The 19,110-nt window shown below is 67.0% G+C and carries 18 protein-coding genes and 1 tRNA gene; 8 read left to right on the forward strand and 11 right to left on the reverse strand.

The window, feature by feature from the left end:
• Nucleotides 1-6 precede the first annotated feature (6 nt).
• The 3 genes from obgE to rplU all read right to left on the reverse strand — a co-directional run bounded on the left by obgE (nucleotide 7) and on the right by rplU (nucleotide 2,203).
• Nucleotides 7-1,215: a GTPase ObgE gene (gene obgE / locus EGT29_RS22885; protein WP_124691147.1), complete on the reverse strand. Its 1,209-nt coding sequence runs from the start codon at nucleotides 1,213-1,215 to the stop codon at nucleotides 7-9.
• Between the two features lie 349 nt (nucleotides 1,216-1,564).
• Nucleotides 1,565-1,822 carry a 50S ribosomal protein L27 gene (gene rpmA / locus EGT29_RS22890; protein WP_087841667.1) on the reverse strand — a complete coding sequence of 86 codons (258 nt, stop codon included), beginning with the start codon at nucleotides 1,820-1,822 and terminating at the stop codon, nucleotides 1,565-1,567.
• Nucleotides 1,823-1,891: 69 nt separating this feature from the next.
• On the reverse strand, nucleotides 1,892-2,203 hold the full coding sequence (rplU, locus tag EGT29_RS22895) for a 50S ribosomal protein L21 (protein ID WP_087841668.1): 312 nt from the start codon (nucleotides 2,201-2,203) through the stop codon (nucleotides 1,892-1,894).
• 252 nt (nucleotides 2,204-2,455) lie between these two features.
• Between rplU and ispB the strand changes: the two genes are divergently transcribed.
• Both ispB and EGT29_RS22905 read left to right on the forward strand, forming a co-directional pair.
• Nucleotides 2,456-3,421 (forward strand): octaprenyl diphosphate synthase, encoded by a 966-nt coding sequence (gene ispB / locus EGT29_RS22900; RefSeq protein WP_124691148.1) that lies wholly within the window; start codon nucleotides 2,456-2,458, stop codon nucleotides 3,419-3,421.
• A 63-nt stretch (nucleotides 3,422-3,484) separates the two neighbouring features.
• Nucleotides 3,485-3,561: transfer RNA gene (locus EGT29_RS22905), tRNA-Pro, on the forward strand.
• Nucleotides 3,562-3,651: 90 nt separating this feature from the next.
• Here the strand turns inward: EGT29_RS22905 and EGT29_RS22910 are convergent.
• Complete coding sequence (locus EGT29_RS22910) at nucleotides 3,652-4,269, reverse strand: CNP1-like family protein (RefSeq protein WP_124691149.1); 618 nt, start codon at nucleotides 4,267-4,269, stop codon at nucleotides 3,652-3,654.
• A gap of 67 nt (nucleotides 4,270-4,336) precedes the next feature.
• The gene (locus EGT29_RS22915) at nucleotides 4,337-4,906 is read right to left on the reverse strand and encodes an RNA pyrophosphohydrolase (RefSeq protein WP_124691150.1); all 570 of its coding nucleotides are present in this window, start codon (nucleotides 4,904-4,906) and stop codon (nucleotides 4,337-4,339) included.
• 84 nt (nucleotides 4,907-4,990) lie between these two features.
• Between EGT29_RS22915 and EGT29_RS22920 the strand changes: the two genes are divergently transcribed.
• Nucleotides 4,991-6,724, forward strand: a complete 1,734-nt coding sequence (locus tag EGT29_RS22920) for a proline--tRNA ligase (protein WP_124691151.1) — start codon at nucleotides 4,991-4,993, stop codon at nucleotides 6,722-6,724.
• 1 nt (nucleotide 6,725) lies between these two features.
• On the opposite strand, the gene EGT29_RS22925 is transcribed toward EGT29_RS22920, so the two are convergent.
• The 6 genes from EGT29_RS22925 to ffh all read right to left on the reverse strand — a co-directional run bounded on the left by EGT29_RS22925 (nucleotide 6,726) and on the right by ffh (nucleotide 12,811).
• Nucleotides 6,726-7,673: a tripartite tricarboxylate transporter substrate binding protein gene (locus tag EGT29_RS22925; RefSeq protein ID WP_161567921.1), complete on the reverse strand. Its 948-nt coding sequence runs from the start codon at nucleotides 7,671-7,673 to the stop codon at nucleotides 6,726-6,728.
• Nucleotides 7,674-7,848: 175 nt separating this feature from the next.
• The gene (locus tag EGT29_RS22930; protein WP_124691153.1) at nucleotides 7,849-8,484 is read right to left on the reverse strand and encodes an ABC-type transport auxiliary lipoprotein family protein; all 636 of its coding nucleotides are present in this window, start codon (nucleotides 8,482-8,484) and stop codon (nucleotides 7,849-7,851) included.
• Nucleotides 8,481-9,419, reverse strand: coding sequence for an MlaD family protein (locus EGT29_RS22935; protein ID WP_124691154.1), 939 nt, complete (start codon nucleotides 9,417-9,419; stop codon nucleotides 8,481-8,483). The genes EGT29_RS22930 and EGT29_RS22935 overlap by 4 nt, the downstream gene beginning before the upstream one ends.
• The gene (locus tag EGT29_RS22940; RefSeq protein WP_202865560.1) at nucleotides 9,420-10,214 is read right to left on the reverse strand and encodes an ABC transporter ATP-binding protein; all 795 of its coding nucleotides are present in this window, start codon (nucleotides 10,212-10,214) and stop codon (nucleotides 9,420-9,422) included.
• The gene (locus EGT29_RS22945) at nucleotides 10,208-11,350 is read right to left on the reverse strand and encodes an ABC transporter permease (RefSeq protein WP_124691155.1); all 1,143 of its coding nucleotides are present in this window, start codon (nucleotides 11,348-11,350) and stop codon (nucleotides 10,208-10,210) included. Before EGT29_RS22945 ends, EGT29_RS22940 begins: the two co-directional genes overlap by 7 nt.
• Before the next feature lie 42 nt (nucleotides 11,351-11,392).
• Nucleotides 11,393-12,811, reverse strand: coding sequence for a signal recognition particle protein (gene ffh, locus EGT29_RS22950; RefSeq protein WP_124691156.1), 1,419 nt, complete (start codon nucleotides 12,809-12,811; stop codon nucleotides 11,393-11,395).
• A 23-nt stretch (nucleotides 12,812-12,834) separates the two neighbouring features.
• On the opposite strand from ffh, the gene EGT29_RS22955 reads away from it, so the two are divergent.
• The 5 genes from EGT29_RS22955 to EGT29_RS22975 all read left to right on the forward strand — a co-directional run bounded on the left by EGT29_RS22955 (nucleotide 12,835) and on the right by EGT29_RS22975 (nucleotide 19,093).
• Nucleotides 12,835-13,686 carry an inner membrane protein YpjD gene (locus EGT29_RS22955; protein WP_124691157.1) on the forward strand — a complete coding sequence of 284 codons (852 nt, stop codon included), beginning with the start codon at nucleotides 12,835-12,837 and terminating at the stop codon, nucleotides 13,684-13,686.
• Nucleotides 13,687-13,718: 32 nt separating this feature from the next.
• Complete coding sequence (locus tag EGT29_RS22960) at nucleotides 13,719-13,964, forward strand: PP0621 family protein (protein WP_124691158.1); 246 nt, start codon at nucleotides 13,719-13,721, stop codon at nucleotides 13,962-13,964.
• Nucleotides 13,961-14,536 carry a 1,6-anhydro-N-acetylmuramyl-L-alanine amidase AmpD gene (gene ampD / locus EGT29_RS22965; protein ID WP_124691159.1) on the forward strand — a complete coding sequence of 192 codons (576 nt, stop codon included), beginning with the start codon at nucleotides 13,961-13,963 and terminating at the stop codon, nucleotides 14,534-14,536. The genes EGT29_RS22960 and ampD overlap by 4 nt, the downstream gene beginning before the upstream one ends.
• 469 nt (nucleotides 14,537-15,005) lie before the next feature.
• On the forward strand, nucleotides 15,006-17,903 hold the full coding sequence (locus EGT29_RS22970) for a ribonucleoside-diphosphate reductase subunit alpha (RefSeq protein ID WP_124691160.1): 2,898 nt from the start codon (nucleotides 15,006-15,008) through the stop codon (nucleotides 17,901-17,903).
• Nucleotides 17,904-17,929: 26 nt separating this feature from the next.
• A complete protein-coding gene (locus EGT29_RS22975; RefSeq protein WP_124691161.1) occupies nucleotides 17,930-19,093 on the forward strand; it encodes a ribonucleotide-diphosphate reductase subunit beta in 1,164 nt (387 codons plus the stop codon).
• The last annotated feature ends 17 nt before the right edge of the window (nucleotides 19,094-19,110 follow it).

The following is a 19,110-nucleotide window of genomic DNA, read 5'->3' on the forward strand; positions in this document are numbered from 1 at the left end:
TGGAACTCAATCGCCGTCGCCACCACCATCGCCGCCCTCGCCGCCGGCATCGCCACCATCGGTATCAGGGGCATCCTCGGGGGTCTGGGCGCCCGCGTCACCGCCATCGGCCGGCACGCGGCGCGGACGGCGCCGGACCGGCGCCGGCTTGGGCGCCGGTGCCTGGGCCTCGACGAAGCGCAGGTCCTCGTCGAAGGCCTGCTCGGCCTCGCGCTGCTCGTCCAGCCAGTTCTGGACGGCCCAGGCCAGTTCCTGGGTGCCATCGCCGGCCAGCGCGGAAATGCAGAACACCGGGCCGTCCCAGTCGAACTCCAGGCAGAACGCCTCTTTCAGTCCCTGCGGGTCGTCCACCATGTCGACCTTGTTGAGCACCAGCCAGCGCGGTTTCTCGTACAGGGCGGGGTCATAGCGGCGCAACTCCTCGACGATGGCGCGCGCCTCGTGCACGGGGTCCACCGTGGGATCCATGGGCGCCACGTCCACCAGATGCAGCAGCAGGCGCGTGCGCGACAGGTGGCGCAGGAACTGGTGCCCCAGCCCGGCGCCCTCGGACGCGCCCTCGATCAGCCCGGGAATGTCGGCGATCACGAAGCTGCGCTCGGCGTCGGTGCGCACCACGCCCAGGTTCGGATGCAGGGTGGTGAACGGGTAGTCGGCCACCTTGGGCCGGGCATTCGACAGCTTGCGAATCAGCGTGGACTTGCCGGCGTTGGGCATGCCCAGCAGGCCGACGTCGGCCAGCACCTTCAGCTCCAGCCGCAGCTTGCGCTGTTCGCCCGGACGCCCGTGGGTGAACTGCCGCGGCGCGCGGTTGGTGCTGGACTTGAAATGCAGGTTACCCAGCCCGCCATTGCCGCCGGCGGCCAGCACGACCTTCTGGCCATGGGTGGCCAGGTCGAACAGCAGCTCGTTGGTCTCGGCGTCGTACACCATGGTGCCTACCGGCATGCGCAGCGTGATGTCGCTGCCGCCGGCGCCGTAGCGGTCGGAACCGCTACCCTGCTCGCCGTTCTGGGCGCGATGCAGGCGGGCGTAGCGGTAGTCGATCAGCGTATTGATGTTGCGGTCGGCCACGGCATACACACTGCCGCCCCGCCCGCCATCCCCGCCATCGGGTCCGCCGAAGGGAATGAATTTCTCGCGGCGAAAGCTCGCCACGCCATTGCCGCCCTTGCCGGCAATCACTTCGATGGTGGCTTCGTCAACGAATTTCATAAAGGGAAGCCCACCCCCTTGCGGCCTACGGCTGTTCCCCCGTCAAAAGAGGGTAGCGCTGGCGAACCGGCGGGACCGGATCCACGGCACCCAGGAAATGGGACGCCGGCACGTTCGGGCGGGACTTGAGAGTCCTTGCAAGCAGAACTTGCGATGATAATAAAAAACGCCTCCACGCGTAACATCGCGCGGCGGCGCTATTTTGGCGAAGCGCGAAAGCCCTCGCCACTGCCTATTCGAACTCCCCCACGCAGCCGCCCCCCAGATCCAGGGCACAGCGGATCTGGCTCCGCCAGTCCGCCAGTGCCGCCCCCTGGGGGGCGCGCGTCAGCGCGTAGGGGGGGGTCTATTACACAGGGTCGATCGAGACGGTATGCTTGCGCAGGGCGCCCTTGACCGCGAATTGCACGCGGCCGTCGACCAGCGCGAACAGGGTGTGGTCCTTGCCCACGCCGACGTTGACGCCGGGGTGGAAACGGGTGCCGCGCTGGCGCACGATGATCGAGCCAGCCGGGATCAATTCACCGCCGTAGGCCTTGACGCCCAGGCGTTTCGCTTCTGAGTCGCGGCCGTTCCGTGTGGAACCGCCGCCCTTTTTCTGTGCCATGTTTGCACTCCTGCTTGTTCGTTACCGATTCTTGCCTACATTCCGGTGCCCGGCCGCGCCGGGCCCCCATCAGGCGGAAATGGTGCCGATCTGGATTTCGGTGTAGTTTTGACGGTGGCCTTGGCGCTTCTGGTAATGCTTGCGCCGACGCATCTTGAAGATGCGGACCTTGTCATGGCGACCGTGTGCAAGAACCTTGGCCGTGACCACGGCACCGGACAGAAGAGGCGCGCCGATCTTGAGTTGATCGCCTTCGCCCACTGCCAGGACCTGGTCCAGCGTGATCTCTTGCCCAATGTCTGCCGGTATCTGTTCTATTTTCAGCTTTTCGCCAGCGGCAACGCGATACTGCTTTCCGCCGGTTTTTATGACCGCGTACATGGGATGACCTCTTGGGTTGTTCAAAGCTCGAGCCCCAATAGGGGTCGAACCATAGACTATAACCGGAGTTGTGCCGGAGCGTCAATCCCGGCCTCGTCCCGCGCACAGCCCCGGTATAATTTCGTTGCCACGGCGCTTTCGGGCGCCGCCGCCCGCTCGCGGGCCTCCCAGTCACGCCATGCCGCCGGTTGTTGCATCTCGGCTTTTGTTGCACACCTGGCCGGCAACGGCCAGTCTACCCACGGATTCCCCTTGAGCCTGCCGACCCTGTTCGCCCCCATCGCCGACGACATGCAGCGCGTCGACGCCGTTATCCGGGCACGACTCGACTCCGACGTCCCGCTCATCCGCACCATTGCCGACTACATCATCGGCGCGGGCGGCAAGAGGATGCGTCCCGCCCTGCTGCTGATGGTCGCCCGGGCGCTGGGATACGAGGGGCAACAGCATCATTTGCTGGCCGCGGTGGTGGAATTCATCCATACGGCCACGCTGCTGCACGACGACGTGGTCGACGAATCGGCGCTGCGGCGGGGCAGGGCCACGGCCAACGCGGTATTCGGCAACGCCGCCAGCGTGCTGGTGGGCGACTTCCTGCATTCCCGCTCGTTCCAGATGATGGTCGAGACCGGCTCGGTGCGCGTCATGCAGATCCTGGCCGACGCCACCAACGTCATCGCCGAGGGCGAGGTCCTGCAACTGCTGAACGTGCACGATCCGCTGGTGACCGAGGAACGCTACCTGCAGGTGGTGCGCTACAAGACCGCCCGCCTGTTCGAGGCCTCGGCCCAGTTGGCCGCGGTCCTGGCGGGCGCCACGCCCGAACAGGAAGCCGCGGCGGCGGAATACGGCCGCCGCGCCGGCACGGCGTTCCAGCTGATCGACGACGTGCTCGACTATAGCGGCGAGGCCGAGGCACTGGGCAAGAACCTGGGCGACGACCTGCGCGAAGGCAAACCCACACTGCCGCTGATCCGCCTGCTGGACGTGGGCACGCCGGCGCAGCAGATGCTGGTGCGCACCGCCATCGAGAACGGCGAAGGCGATTTCGTCGCGGTCGCCACCGCCATCCGGGAATCGGACGCCCTGGACTACACCCGCGCCCGGGCCCGGATCGAGGCGGATGCGGCGGTCGCGGCGATATCCACCTACCCCGTTTCCGCTTTCCGAGATTCTCTGCTAGAATTCTGCGCTTTCGCGATCAACCGAGATCGCTGAAAAGAAAGACGGCCTGCCGGGCAAGTTGTACAAGCCCGTATCCGGCAGGCCGGACCGACAAGTCGGGGCGTAGCTCAGCCTGGTAGAGTACTGCGTTCGGGACGCAGGAGTCGGAGGTTCGAATCCTCTCGCCCCGACCATTGATCTGGTCGACAAGCCTGTAGCCAGGCACGCAAAACGCACAGCCGAGGCTGTGCGTTTTTGTTTTTGCCCGTGCCGCGAATCCGCTGCTACTGCATGCTGCGGCCCGCCATGGCGTCGGCATAGCGCTCCCAGTGGCGCACGCGATAGGCCAGGTCCGACGCCTTGGCGCCGGCCGGGCCGCCGCCCGAGCACAGTACGCCGTTGCGCAGCACGTGCTGGATCGTATTGGGCAGCAAGGGACGCCATTCGTCGTGGACCGGGCGCTGCCAGCCGGCGCCGGGCCGGTACAGGGCCACGGTGCGCCATTCGCGCGTGCCGCAGCGGACCGATTCGTACGAAATGTTCTCGGCTCCCAGGTCGCTGACCGCGCGCAGCGTATAGCGCACGATCAGGCCCGGGGCGATCTGGATGGAGCGCGGATCCACGCCGAAACGGAAACGCTCGTTGCGCGACAGGTTTTCCACCGGCAGCACGTCGGCCTCGGTGGGCACCGGCGGCAACTCCGACTTCAGGGCTTCCCATCCGGCATCGGGCAGGGTGCGCTGGGCATCGATATCGTCCAGCAGGTAGTTGCCATCGCCGCGCGGCTGGCTGCCGCAGGCGGCGAGTAACAAGGCCAGGCATCCGGCGCCGGCCCAGGCGGCGGCGCGCAGGGCCCGGCGGGCGGGACGCATCGGGCGCGCCCCGGCGAACTGACTAGGCATAAGTGTTTTCCATATACAGGTTGCACCCGACACGATACCCGAACCCCGCGCAGGGGGTCGCGGGGGTTCAGACCTCGGGCGCTTCCTTGGACAGCGGTGCCGGTTCACCCTGGCCGCGTCGGTGCGAACCGATGTGCTGGCGCAGGTACCGGGTCTCGTGGTTCCGGCGGAAAAGCACGACCGCAAGCTCGTTCAGGGCCAGCGTATACACGTCGCGCTTGAATTCGATGACCGACTCCAGCGGGACCCAGTAGGAACTCCAGCGCCACGCGTCGAATTCAGGATGCGACGAGGCCCGCAGGCAGACGTCGCAATCGCGCCCCTGCATGCGAAGCAGGAACCAGATCTGCTTCTGACCTTTGTAGTGCCCGCGCCATTCGCGTCTGACGAAGTGGTCGGGCACGTTATAGCGCAACCAGTCGCGTGTTCTACCCAATATGCGGACATGCTCGGGCCGCAGGCCCACTTCTTCATGGAGCTCGCGGAACATCGCCTGGACAGGGCTCTCACCGTGCTTGATGCCGCCCTGCGGAAACTGCCAGGAATGTTCGTTGACGCGCTTGCCCCAGAAGACCTCGTTCTTCTGGTTGACGAGGATGATGCCGACGTTGGGACGGTAACCTTCACGATCCAGCATGAGCCACCCCAGCGATTCTCATACAATTGAGTCAATTATAGGCCCAGGGGGGCCAAACTCGTATCCATCCACGTGAGCACCGCAATGCGCGCATCGCAGTTCCATATCGGCACCCTCAAGGAAGCACCGTCCGACGCCGAGATCGTCAGCCACCAGCTCATGACCCGCGCGGGCATGATCCGCAAGCTGGCCGGCGGCATCTACACCTACATGCCCATCGGCCTGCGGGTCATTCGCAAGATCGAGGCCATCATCCGCGAGGAAATGAACCGCGCCGGCGCGCTCGAGCTGCTGATGCCGGTCGTGCAGCCGGCCGAGCTGTGGATGGAATCGGGCCGCTGGGAGCAGTACGGCCCCGAGCTGCTGCGCATGAAGGACCGCCACAACCGCGATTTCGTGCTGCAGCCGACCTCGGAGGAAGTCATCACCGACATCGCCCGCAACGAGATCCACAGCTGGCGCCAGCTACCCAAGAACTTCTACCACATCCAGACCAAGTTCCGCGACGAGCGCCGGCCGCGCTTCGGCGTCATGCGGGGCCGCGAGTTCACGATGAAGGACGCCTATTCCTTCGATCGCGACGAGGCCGCCGCCCAGAAGAGCTACGACGCCATGTACGACGCGTACATGCGCATCTTCGCCCGCATGGGCCTGACCTTCCGCGCCGTGGCGGCCGACACCGGCTCCATCGGCGGGACGCGCAGCCATGAATTCCAGGTCATCGCCGACACCGGCGAAGACCTCATCGTCTACAACCCGGCCACCCAGTACGCCGCCAACATCGAGCTGGCCGAGGCGCCCTGCCTGGTTGCCCAGCGCGCGGCGCCCGGCCGGGCACTGGAGAAGATGCCCACCCCCGGTGCCACCAAGTGCGAGGCCGTGGCCGAACTGCTGGGCCTGCCGCTGGCCAGCCACGTGAAGTCCCTCGCCCTGGCGGTCGAGCCGGAAGAAGCCGGCAAGCCGGCCCAGATCTGGCTGCTGCTGCTGCGTGCCGACCACGAATTGAACGAGATCAAGGCCGGCAAGATTCCCGGCCTGGACCACGGCTACCGGTTCGCCACCGATGCCGAGATCGTCGAGCACTTCGGCTGCGTGCCCGGCTTCATCGGGCCCGTGGGCACCGCCAAGCCGGTCAAGGTGGTGGCCGACCGCACCGTGGCCAACCTGCACGACTTCGTCACGGGCGCCAACCAGGCCGACCACCACTACGTGGGCGTGAACTGGGGACGCGACCTGCCCGAGCCCGACCTGGTGGCCGACCTGCGCAACGTCGTCGACGGCGACCCGTCGGCCGACGGCAGCGGCCCGCTGGCGATCCAGCGCGGGATCGAGGTCGGCCACGTGTTCTTCCTGGGCACCAAGTATTCCGAGGCGCTCAAGGCCACCTACCTGGACGAGACCGGCAAGCCCGCGCTGCTGCAGATGGGCTGCTACGGCATCGGCGTCACGCGCCTGCTGGGCGCCGCGATCGAACAGCACCACGACGGGCGCGGCATCATCTGGCCGCGCGCGCTGGCGCCGTTCGAAGTGGTCGTCTGCCCGGTGGGCTGGGGCAAGAGCGAAGCGGTGCGCGAGGCCGCGACCAAGCTCTACGAAGGCCTGAAGGAAGCAGGCGTCGACGCGATCCTGGACGACCGCGACGAGCGCCCGGGCGTGATGTTCGCCGACTGGGAACTGATCGGCGTGCCGGTCCGCGTCACCATCGGCGACCGCGGCCTGAAGGACGGGCAGGTCGAACTGCAGGGACGCGGCGACGAAGCAGCCGCCAAGATCCCCGTGGGCGAAGCGCTGGCCGCCACCCTGGCCCGGCTGGCCTAGGCTACTCCAGCCGGATGTTGCGCGTCCGGATGAGCTCGGCCCATTTGTCGCGCTCGTGCGTGATGAAGGCCGAGAACTGGGCGCGCGACATGGGCGGGGACACCAGCCCCGATTCCTGCATGTAGCGCCGCACTGTCGGCGCTCGCAGAGCCTGTGCCACGTCGCGATGGATCCTGTCCTGGATCGCCGCCGGCGTCGCGGACGGCACGAAGAACCCGAACCAGCTGCCGGACACCACGCCCGGCACGCCCGCCTGCACCACGGTGGGCAGGTCCGGCGCATCGGCCAGGCGCTCGTCGGCGGCCACGGCCAGCGCGCGCAGCTTGCCCTGCTTCGCCAGGGCAAGCGAGGCGGGGAAATGGAACATGGCGTCGACGTGGCCCGCCAGCAGGTCGGTCAGGGCCGGCCCCGCGCCCTTGTAGGGTACGTGCAGGATGGAGATGCCCGCGCGGGAGGCGAGCAGTTCGGCGGTCAGGTGCGGGCTCGAGCCGTTCCCGGTCGAGGCGAACTTCACTTCGCCGGGCCGCGCCTTCGCGTAGGCGACCAACTCGGCTACCGACTGGACCGGCAGCCCTGGCCGCACGTACAGCACGTTGGGCGCGGTACCGCCCATCGCCACGGCGGACAGCGCGTCCGCCTCGTAGGGCAGCGATTTCATCAGGATCTGGTTGGTGACCAGGCCCGTGCTGGTGAACAGCAGGGTGTGGCCATCGGGCTGGGCGCGCGCCACCTGCGCGGTGCCTATGGTCGTGCCCCCGCCGCCCCGGTTTTCGACGACCACGCTCTGCTTCCAGGCCTGGCCCAGCTCAGCCGCCAACTGCCTGACCAGTCCGTCGGTCAGGCCGCCCGGCGGATAGGGCACGATTACCTGCACCGTGCGCGATGGAAACTCCGCCGCGGATGGCTCGGCGGCCCAGGCGCTTCCTCCCGCCCAAGCGGCCGCCGCCATGCAGAACACACCTCCGACCCTGCGCCTCACCCTTTCCAGAACGATCATCGAACGTCTCCTTGGCCATGTGGTCATCGGCGCCGCTGGCGGGCGCCTGTATATGATTGATGAAATCAACCATATAGTTGATAGTATCCACAAAGGAGGACATCCACAATCCCGGTACGGGCGGCGACTACTCCGGCCTGCTGGGGTGAGCGGCAGCGCCCTGCTCCACCGCCCACTGGACCACCTGCGCGGCCAGCGCGTCGGTGGCCAGGCCGAAGGCCGCCACGACGGCGGGCACCTCGGTGCCGCCGGCCGGCTGCGCGACCTCGAAGCTACGCGAGGCCACCACGCGCCGCGTCGAGGTCGAGATCAGGCGCGCATCCAGGCCGACGACCGCATGGGGCACCGTGCCGCGGTATTCGCTCTGGAAGGCCCGCAGGTCGCTGTCCAGTTCCAGGTCCGCGCGCACGTTGCTGTCCGTGGTCGAGATCGAGGCGACGCGGCCGTCCAGCCGGAAGGCCTGGGCCAGGCGGGTGCGCACCAATGTCGGCGGCGCGTCGGTCCAGCGCGCCCCGCCATAGGTGCTGATCTGGTCGCCCTGGACGATGACGGCGATGCGCGCGCTGTCCAGAATGGCGTTGGCATGGGGGCTGCGTAGGCGCAGCGACCAGGCCTGGGCCTGCCCCCCCGGGGAAGCCGCCGCCTGCGCGGCCGGCAGCCGGTAGATGTCGACCGTCTTCTGTTCCGGCAGCAGCGTGCACGCCGAAGCCAGCACCGCCAGCGACATGCCCGCCCAACGGATGATTGCGCCCGCGCGTCTCATGGGGTGAACTCCTTGGGTTGTTCGCGGCCCAGCAGGTAATCGGCCGGATTGTCCTCGAGGCGGCGGGTGATGGCCCGCAGCGATGCCATCGTCGCCTGCATCTCGCGCAGCGCGCCGCCCAGTTCGCTCAGGCTTTGCGCGCCGCTGCCCAGCGCGCCGCGATTTTCCTGCACCAGCCGGTCGATGCTGTCGCTGGCGCGCGCCAGCGAGGTCATGGCCTGCTGGGCGCTTTGCATGGTCTCCTTGCCGTGCGAGCCCACCAGTTCGTCGGTGTGCGTCATCAGCGAATTGGCCTTGGCCAGCGCCTCGGACGTCTGCCGGCCGATCTCGCCCAGTTGCCCGCTCAGCTTCGCGAACCCTTCCCGCTGCGCGGCCAGCTCGGCCGTGCTTTCCTCCAGGTGCTCCAGGATGCGGCTGATCTGCCGGGCATTCTGGGGCGACATGATCTGGCGCGCGCTGGCGACCATTTCGTTGATGTTCAGCATCAGGTCCTCGCCGCCCGCCAGCAGCTGGGTGATCGGCGACGGCAGGGCCACGATGACCGGCACCTCGTCGCCCTTGGGCAGGAGGCGCGGGCTTTCCGGCGTGCCGCTGCCGAGCTGGATCACCGAGGTGCCCGTCACGCCGGTCAGGCGCAGGCGCGCCACCGTGTCCTCCTTGACCGGCACGTCGCTGGCAATCCGGATCCGCGCCACCACCTTGCGCGGATCCACGGGATCGAGCCGCAGCCGCGCCACGTCGCCCACCTTGATGCCGCTGTACATGACGGCGCTGCCCTCGGACAGCCCGTTGACCGCTTCATTGAACACGATGTCGAACTGCGCCACGCTGGCGTCCGAATGGCTCTTGGCCAGCCACAGCGCGAACAGCAGCGCCCCCGTCACCGCGATGACGAGGAACAGGCCGATCACGACATGATGCGCCCGGGTTTCCATCTACTCCTCCTTGCGCGACCGTTCGGCCGCCCGCGAGGCCGCGCGTCCGCGCGGCCCCTGGAAATACTCCTGTATCCACGGATCGTCGACCCGCTCCACCACCTCCAGCCGGTCCACCACCAGCACCTTGCGCTGCGACAGCACCGCCACCCGGTCGCAGATGGCGTAGAGCGTGTCCAGATCGTGCGTGACCAGGAACACGGTCAGCCCCAGCGCATCGCGCAAGGTGCGGATCAGGTCGTCGAAGGCGGCCGCGCCGATCGGATCCAGTCCCGCCGTGGGTTCGTCCAGGAACAGCAGGTCGGGATCCAGGGCCAGGGCGCGCGCCAGCGCCGCCCGCTTGACCATGCCGCCCGACAGCGAGGCCGGGGACTTGGCGCCAGCCTCGACCGGCAGCCCCGCCAGCGCCAGCTTGAGCCGCGCCAGCCGCTCGGCCTCGGGCCGGGCCAGGCCCGCGTGCTCGATCAGCGGCAGCGCGGCGTTCTCGGTCACCGACAGCGAGGAGAACAGCGCGCCGCGCTGGAACAGCACGCCCATCCGGCGCTCCTGGCGCGAGCGCATCTCGGGGGACAGCTCGTCCAGCACCTGGCCGAACACCTGCACGCGGCCGGCGGTCGGCCGCCGCAGCCCCACGATGGAACGCAGCAGCACCGACTTGCCCGAGCCCGACCCGCCCACCACGCCCAGGATCTCGCCCCGGCGGATGTCCAGGTCCAGCCCCTCGTGCACGGTCTGGGATCCGAAGCGGTTGACCAGCCCGCGCACGCGCACGATGGGTTCGTCGGCCGTCACCATCCCATCTCCATGAAGAACAACGCCGCCAGCGCGTCGATCAGGATCACCATGAAGATCGCCTGCACGACGCTGGAGGTGGTGTGCTCGCCCACGGACTGGGCGCTGCCGCTGACCTTGAAGCCTTCCAGGCAGCCGATCACGGCGATGATGAAGGCCAGGATGGGCGCCTTGACGATGCCCACGTAGAAATGCCGCACATCCAGGCTCTCGCGCAGGGTGGACAGGAATAGCGACGGCGGGATGTCCAGGCTCCAGGCGCACACCACCATGCCGCCCGCGATGCCGGTCAGCATGGACATGAAGGTCAGGAGCGGCAGCGACACCAGCATGGCCAGCACGCGCGGCAACACCAGCATGTTGATGGGGTCCAGGCCCAGCGCGCGGATGGCGTCGATTTCCTCGTTGGCCTTCATCGAGCCGATCTGCGCGGTGAAGGCGCTGGCGGTCCGGCCCGCCATCAGGATGGCGGTCAGCAGCACGGCGAATTCGCGCAGGAAGGCGAAGCCGACCAGGTTGATGGTGTAGAGCGTGGCGCCGAAGTCGCGCAGCACCGTGGCGCCCAGGAAGGCCACGACGGCGCCGACCAGGAAGGTCAGCAGGGCGACGATGGGGACCGCGTTCAGCCCGATCTGCTCGATCTGGGCGACGGTGGCCGTGATCCGCCACGAGCGCGGACGCAACAGCGAACGGCCCAGGCCTTCGAGTGTCAGGCCGATGAACCCGCACAGGCCCACGGCGTGCTTCCAGAACTGCTCGGCGGCCTCGCCCACATGGCACAGCAGTTCGGCCACCGGAGAAGGCGGCTCGGGCGGCTTGCATTGCTGGACCGCGCCCTGGGCGCGGATGATGGTGTCGAGCAGCGCGCGGCGCGAGGCGTCCACCTGGGGCCCGGTGGCCAGGAGCCCGGGCAGGCGCTCGGCGCCCAGCAGGTCGACCAGCAGCGAGGCCCCCGCGGTGTCCAGGGCGCCCAGCCGGCCGAGGTCCAGCGCGCGCACCTGGGCGCCCGCATCGAACCGGGCCACCTCGCGGCGCAGGGCCTCGAAGCCCGCCAGCGTCCAGTCGCCTTCGACCGACAGGCGCCCGGCCCCGGTTGCGGCATCCCACACTAGACGGCCTGGCTGCGGTGCTACGCTCATCGTTCCTGGAGACGGGGCCACGGAACCGCGATTGTCGGGGCTTTACTTGAGTCCAGGCAAGCCCTTCATGCCGCGCAGCGCCTTCATGCCGCCCATGGCGCGCATCATCTTGGCCATGCCGCCCTTCTTCATCTGCTTCATCATGGACTGCATCTGCTCGAACTGCGACAGCATGCGGTTGACCTCCTGCACCTGCACGCCGGCGCCGGTGGCGATGCGGCGCTTGCGCGAGGCCTTGATCAGTTCGGGCTTGGCACGCTCGAGCTCGGTCATGGAGTTCAGGATGCCCTCCATGCGGCGGATCTGCTTGCCGGCCTGCTTGCTGTCGATTTGCGAGGCTGCCTGCGAGAACTGCGCCGGCAGCTTCTCCAGCAGCGAGCCCATGTCGCCCAGGTTCTTCATCTGCGCGATCTGGGCGCGGAAATCGTTCAGGTCGAACTTGTCGCCCGACTTGAGCTTGGCGGCGAGCTTCTGCGCCTCGTCGACGTCGATCGCGCGCTGGGCTTCTTCCACCAGCGACAGGATGTCGCCCATGCCCAGCACCCGCTGCGCCATGCGCTCGGGATGGAAGGGCTCGAGGCCGGACAGCTTCTCGGACACGCCGACGAACTTGAGCGGCTTGCCGGTCACGTGGCGCACCGACAGCGCCGCGCCGCCGCGCGCATCGCCGTCCAGCTTGGTCAGGACCACGCCGGTCAGCGGCAGGGCGTCGTTGAAGGCCTTGGCGACGTTGACCGCGTCCTGGCCCAGCATCGCGTCGACCACGAACAGGGTCTCGATCGGGTCGAGCAGGGCGTGCAGCGCGCGGATCTCGTTCATCAGCGCCTCGTCGATGCCCAGGCGGCCGGCCGTATCGACGATCAGCACGTCGTAGTGGTGCTTGCGGGCATGGTCGAGCGCGTTGCGGGCGATGGCCTCGGGCGCCTGGTCGGTGGACGAGGGCAGGAAATCGACGCCGGCCTGCGCCGCCACGGTCTTCAACTGCTCGATGGCGGCGGGACGGTAGACGTCGGCGCTGACCACCAGCACCTTCTTCTTGCCCGTCTTGCGGCCGGCCTGGACATGGCCGCCCTCGGCCAGCCAGCGGGCCAGCTTGCCCGTGGTGGTGGTCTTGCCCGACCCTTGCAGGCCCGCCATCAGGATCACGGCCGGCGGCTGCTGGGCCAGCGACAGCTCGCTGGCGTGGGGCCCGAGGTCGCCGCCCATGAGGGCGGTCAACTCCTTGTGGACCACCCCGACCAGGGCCTGGCCCGGCGTCAGGCTGCCCGTGACGTCCTCGCCCAGCGCCTTTTCCTTGACCCGCGCGACGAACTCGCGCACGACCGGCAGGGACACGTCGGCTTCCAGCAGCGCCAGACGGACTTCGCGCAGCATTTCCTGCGTATTCGCCTCGGTCAGGCGCGCTTCCCCTTTCAGGGTCTTGACGACGCGCGACAGGCGAGCGGTAAGGTTATCGAGCATGAATGGGATTCGCTTACACTTCCATGGATATGGGAATTGTATTGCACGCACTGGCCGCGGCCGGTTACGCCTTGTTGACGGTACTCGCGTGGCGAGCCGTCTCGTCGCACCCTGAACCCCGGACCGGCTCCGCCGAGCGCCTGGGGCTGGCGCTGGTGCTGATCGTGCACGGCCTCGCGGTCCAGCAGGCCATGCTGGGGGACGGCAACCTGAAACTGGGCTTCGCCCTGGGCATCTCGGCCGCGCTGTGGCTGGGCCTGGTCGTCTTCTGGGCCGAAAGCCTGTGGGTCGCGATCGGCGGCCTGCGGCTCTGGCTGATGCCGCTGAGCGTGATCGGCACCGTGCTGCCCGTGATCTTTCCCGAGGGCCGCGTCATCGCCCACGCCGACAGCGGCTGGCTGCGCGTGCACCTGGCCATCGCGCTGGCCGCCTACAGCATGATCACCATCGCCGCCCTGCACGCGCTGCTGATGGCCTCGGCCGACCGGCGCCTGCACGATATCTCGGCCAGCAATCCGCCCCAGCCCCGGCATTCGGCCCGGGTCTACGCCCGCCTGTTCGACGCCGTGCCGCCCCTGCTGGTGCTCGAGCGCCTGCTGTTCCGGCTGATCTGGATCGGCTTCGTGCTGCTGACCCTGGCCGTCATCAGCGGCATCGTCATTTCCGAGTCGCTGTCCGGCACCGCCCTGCCGCTGGACCACAAGACCGTCTTCACGCTGCTCTCGTGGCTGACCTTCGGCCTGCTGCTGCTGGGCCGCCAGGTCTGGGGCTGGCGCGGCCGCATCGCGCTGCGCTGGACGCTGGTCGGCTTCGCCTTCCTGCTGCTGGCCTACACCGGCACCCGGTTCGTGCTCGAATTCATCCTGCACCGCTAGCCGCGCAACCGAAACCAGGACCCCCAACCACCATGGGCAAGCTACTTTTCTGGGTGTTCGTCATCGTGGCCGCGCTGCTCGTGGCCCGCATCGCCGCCCGCAGCGCCGTCAAGGGCCACCGCCGCGAATCGCGCCGCGCCGATGCCAGCCGCTTCCCGGCCGACGGCATGGTGCGCTGCGCCCACTGCGGCATCCACCTGCCGCCGTCCGAAGCCGTGCGGCGCAAGGGCTATAACTATTGCAGCCTGGCCCATTCGCTGAAGGGCCCCGGCAAATGAACACCGCCGCCCGGCTGGACGACCGGGGCTGGATCGACCACCCCGCCGTGCGCCGCGTCCCCTCCCCCAACACCGACGAACGGCCGGCCGGCACGGACGTCTCGCTGCTGGTCCTGCACAACATCAGCCTGCCGCCGGGCGAATTCGGCGGCCCCTACGTCGAGGCCCTGTTCACCAATACCCTCGACTGCGACGCCCATCCCTGGTTCGACTGCCTGCGCGGCCTGAAGGTCTCGGCCCACTTCCTGATCGACCGCGGCGGCGCCATCGTCCAGTTCGCCAGCACCGACCGGCGGGCCTGGCACGCCGGCGTCTCGTGCTACGCCGGCCGCGAGCGCTGCAACGACTTCTCCATCGGCATCGAACTCGAAGGCTGCGACACCCTGCCCTTCACCGACGCCCAGTACCGCGCCCTGGCCTGGCTGACCCCCGCCCTGCGCGCCCGCCACCCCCTGCAAGCCGTCCGCGGCCACGAACACATCGCGCCCGGCCGCAAGACCGACCCCGGCCCCGCCTTCGACTGGGCCCGCTACGGCCGCGAAACCGGCTGGACCGCCCTCCCCCTCCTGTAGAATCTCGCCCTCGCCAACCCCGGCCCGTTCAGGCTCAGGCCACGCCCGCTCTGTTTCACGCGCTGCAAATGCCGCATTTCACGCCTGCTTTGTGCACCTTTCCGCGTGAAACACGCATGGTTGCTAGCTGTCTAATAAATAGAGCCCGAATTGCCTATGCGAGCGCCGGATTCTCTCCGTCAGCAACATTTTGACACTTGCCGTACAATCAGCACCCCCCTAGAATTAGTGCCTTGCCGGTCACACACCACTAGATGTAGTGCCCGCGCTGCAAGGGAGGGGGAAAACATGGCTTATCCATACCAGCCCGGACGTGCGGCGGCGCATGCCGCTCCGCGTTTCGTCGTTAGGCCCCAAGCCGCGCTCCGGCGCGGCCTGACGCCCTTGTAATCCAGAATATTTCGCTGCAAATCCCAGAACACCGAGTACCGGCGCGGCCCCCCGCGCCTTCATGCATCCAGGAGGCCTTATGCAACTCTCGACTCCCTCGGCCCAATCGACCGCTGCGCCGCTAGCTTCCAAGCCCGCACAGACCGAAGCCGACCAGACCGCGTATTCCGACCATAAGGTCATCCGGCGCAACGGCGCCGTGGTCGGATTCGAACCCGGCAAGATTTCCATCGCGCTGACCAAGGCCTTCCTGGCCGTCAACGGCGGCCAGGGCGCTGCTTCCGCGCGTGTGCGCGAGCTCGTCGAAGGCCTGACCAAACAGGTCGTCCACGCGCTGATCCGCCGCCAGCCCAGCGGCGGCACCGTCCATATCGAAGACATCCAGGACCAGGTCGAACTGGCGCTGATGCGCTCCGGCGAGCATGACGTCGCGCGCGCCTACGTGCTGTACCGTGAAAAGCGCGCCCAGCAGCGCGCGCTGATGCACACCTCGTCCGACCAGGCCGTCGTGCACGTCACCGAGAACGGCCTGCGCATCCCCCTCGACCCCCAGCACCTGCAGGCCATCATCCAGGCCGCGTGCTCGGGCCTGGAAGAATTCGCCTCGGCCGAGGGCATCTTCAAGGAAACCGTCAAGAACCTGTACGACGGCGTCTCCACCGACGAGATCTTCAAGTCCGCCATCCTGGCCGCGCGCTCGCAGCTGGAAAAGGATCCGGCCTACAGCACCGTCACGGCACGTCTCTTGCTGCACACCATCCGCAAGGAAGTGCTGGGCGAGGAGGTCGAACAGGCTGCCATGGCCACGCGTTACGCCGAATATTTCCCGCAGTTCATCGCTCGCGGCATCGAGGGCGGCCTGCTTGACGCCAAGCTGGCCACCTTCGACCTCGCGCGCCTGGGCGCGGCGCTGAAGGATACGCGCGACCTGCAGTTCACCTACCTGGGCCTGCAGACCCTGTACGACCGCTACTTCCTGCACATCAAGGGCACCCGCATCGAACTGCCGCAGGCCTTCTTCATGCGCGTCGCGATGGGCCTGGCCCTGGAAGAAACCGACCGCGAAGCCCGCGCCATCGAGTTCTACAACATCCTGTCGTCGTTCGACTTCATGAGCTCGACGCCGACCCTGTTCAACGCCGGCACGCTGCACTCGCAGCTGTCGTCGTGCTACCTGACCACGGTGGCCGACAGCCTGGAAAGCATCTACGACGCCATCAAGGAAAACGCGCTGCTGGCCAAGTACGCCGGCGGCCTGGGCAACGACTGGACGCCCGTGCGCGCGCTGCGCAGCCACATCAAGGGCACCAACGGTGAAAGCCAGGGCGTCGTCCCCTTCCTGAAAGTGGTCAACGACACCGCCGTGGCGGTCAACCAGGGCGGCAAGCGCAAGGGCGCCGTGTGCACGTACCTCGAAACGTGGCACCTGGACATCGAGGAGTTCCTCGAACTGCGCAAGAACACCGGCGACGAGCGCCGCCGCACCCACGACATGAACACGGCCAACTGGATCCCCGACCTGTTCATGAAGCGCGTCATGGACAACGCCGAATGGACGCTGTTCTCGCCGTCCGACTGCCCCGACCTGCACGACAAGGTCGGCAAGGAATTCGAGCAGGCCTACCTGGGCTATGAAGCCAAGGTCGCCAGCGGCGAACTGAAGCTGTTCAAGAAGATCCCCGCCATGTCGCTGTGGCGCAAGATGCTGTCGATGCTGTTCGAGACCGGCCATCCGTGGATCACGTTCAAGGATCCTTGCAACATCCGCTCGCCCCAGCAGCACGTCGGCGTCGTCCACAGCTCCAACCTTTGCACCGAGATCACGCTGAACACCAACGAGTCCGAGATCGCGGTCTGCAATCTGGGCTCGGTCAACCTCGTCGCGCACCTGAAGACCAACGCCGACGGCACGGTCGAGCTCGACCACGACAAGCTGCGCAGCACGGTCCACGTCGCCATGCGCATGCTCGACAACGTGATCGACATCAACTATTACGCCGTCGACAAGGCCCGCAACTCCAATCTGCGCCATCGCCCGGTCGGCATGGGCATCATGGGCTTCCAGGACGCGCTGCACATCATGCGCGTGCCCTACGCCTCGGATGCCGCCATCGAATTCGCCGACCGCTCGATGGAAGCGGTGTGCTACTACGCCTACCTCGCGTCGACCGAACTGGCCGAAGAACGCGGCCGCTACTCGTCGTTCGAAGGCTCGCTGTGGGACCGCGGCATTCTTCCGCAGGACTCCATCAAGCTGCTGCGCGAAGAGCGCGGCGGCTACGTCGACATCGATGAAAGCGCGTCGATGGACTGGAATGCGTTGCGCGAGCGCATCAAACTGCACGGCATGCGCAATTCCAACTGCATCGCTATTGCCCCGACGGCGACGATTTCCAATATCATTGGCGTATCTGCGTGCATTGAACCGACTTATCAGAACTTGTACGTCAAATCGAATCTCTCCGGCGAATTCACGATCGTCAACGATTACTTGGTGCGTGATCTCAAGAAGCTCGGGCTGTGGGACGAGGTGATGATCGCGGATCTGAAGTACTTCGATGGCAGTCTCGCCAAGATCGACCGGGTGCCTCCCGAGCTGCGCAAGCTGTATGCGACGGCCTTCGAGGTAGAGCCCCGCTGGCTCGTGGAATGCGCGGCGCGTCGCCAGAAGTGGATCGACCAGTCGCAATCGCTCAATATCTATATGGCGGGCGCGTCGGGCAAGAAGCTGGACGAGACCTACAAGCTGGCCTGGCAGCGCGGCCTGAAGACCACCTACTACCTGCGCACCCTGGGTGCGACCAGCGCTGAAAAATCGACCGGACGCGGCGGCGAATTGAACGCCGTGCCCACGGCATCGTCCAATGCGGGAATGTCCGCGTCGGGCACCAACCTTCCGGAACCGGAAATCGTCGGGGCGGTATGCACCATGAAGCCGGGTGACCCTGGCTTCGAAGAATGCGAAGCCTGCCAATAACCCCCGCTGAACACCGGAGTCGATCTATGTTGTCTTGGGACGAAGAAGTATCCACCCCCTCCGCCACGCCGGCCATGCAGCCGGCGGGCACCGCCGCGCCGCGCGAACGCGCCGGCGCGTTCGACGAGGTCGCGCTGGCCTCGGACGCTGCCGCGTCCGGCGGCGCCTCCACGAGCCGCGTCAACATCGCGGACAAGCGCATCATCAACGGCCAGACGGACGTCAACCAGCTGGTCCCGTTCAAGTACAAGTGGGCTTGGGAAAAATACCTGGCCACCTGCGCCAACCACTGGATGCCGCAGGAAATCAACATGTCGCGCGACATCGCGCTGTGGAAGAACCCCGAAGGCCTGACCGAGGACGAGCGCCGCATCATCAAGCGCAACCTGGGGTTCTTCGTCACGGCCGACTCGCTCGCCGCGAACAACATCGTGCTGGGCACGTATCGCCACATCACCGCCCCGGAGTGCCGGCAGTTCCTGCTGCGCCAGGCCTTCGAGGAAGCGATCCACACCCATGCCTACCAGTACATCGTCGAAAGCCTGGATCTGGACGAGTCGGAAATCTTCAATGCCTACAATGAAGTTCCGTCCATCCGCGCCAAGGACGAGTTCCTGATCCCCTTCATCGACGCCATCGCCGACCCGAACTTCAAGACGGGCACGCCGGAGGCCGACCAGACCCTGCTGAAGTCGCTGATCGTCTTCGCATGCCTGATGGAAGGCCTGTTCTTCTACGTCGGCTTCACCCAGATCCTGGCACTGGGCCGGCAGAACAAGATGACCGGCGCGGCCGAGCAGTACATGTACATCCTGCGGGACGAGTCCATGCACTGCAATTTCGGCATCGACCTCATCAACACGATCAAGCTCGAGAACCCGCATCTGTGGACGCCGGAATTCCGCGAGGAAATCCGCGGCCTCTTCCGCAAGGCGGTCGAACTCGAATACGCTTACGCCGAAGACACCATGCCGCGTGGCGTGCTGGGCCTGAATGCGCCGATGTTCAAGTCGTATCTGCGCTTCATCGCCAACCGCCGCTGCCAGCAGATCGGCATCGAGCCGCTGTTCCCGCAGGAAGAGAACCCCTTCCCGTGGATGGCGGAAATGATCGACTTGAAGAAAGAACGCAATTTCTTTGAAACGCGTGTGATCGAGTATCAGACCGGCGGGGCGCTGAGCTGGGACTAGACCGCACGTAGACAGGA

The sequence above is a fragment of the Pigmentiphaga sp. H8 genome, assembly GCF_003854895.1.
In the GTDB taxonomy this organism is placed as follows: domain Bacteria; phylum Pseudomonadota; class Gammaproteobacteria; order Burkholderiales; family Burkholderiaceae_B; genus Pigmentiphaga.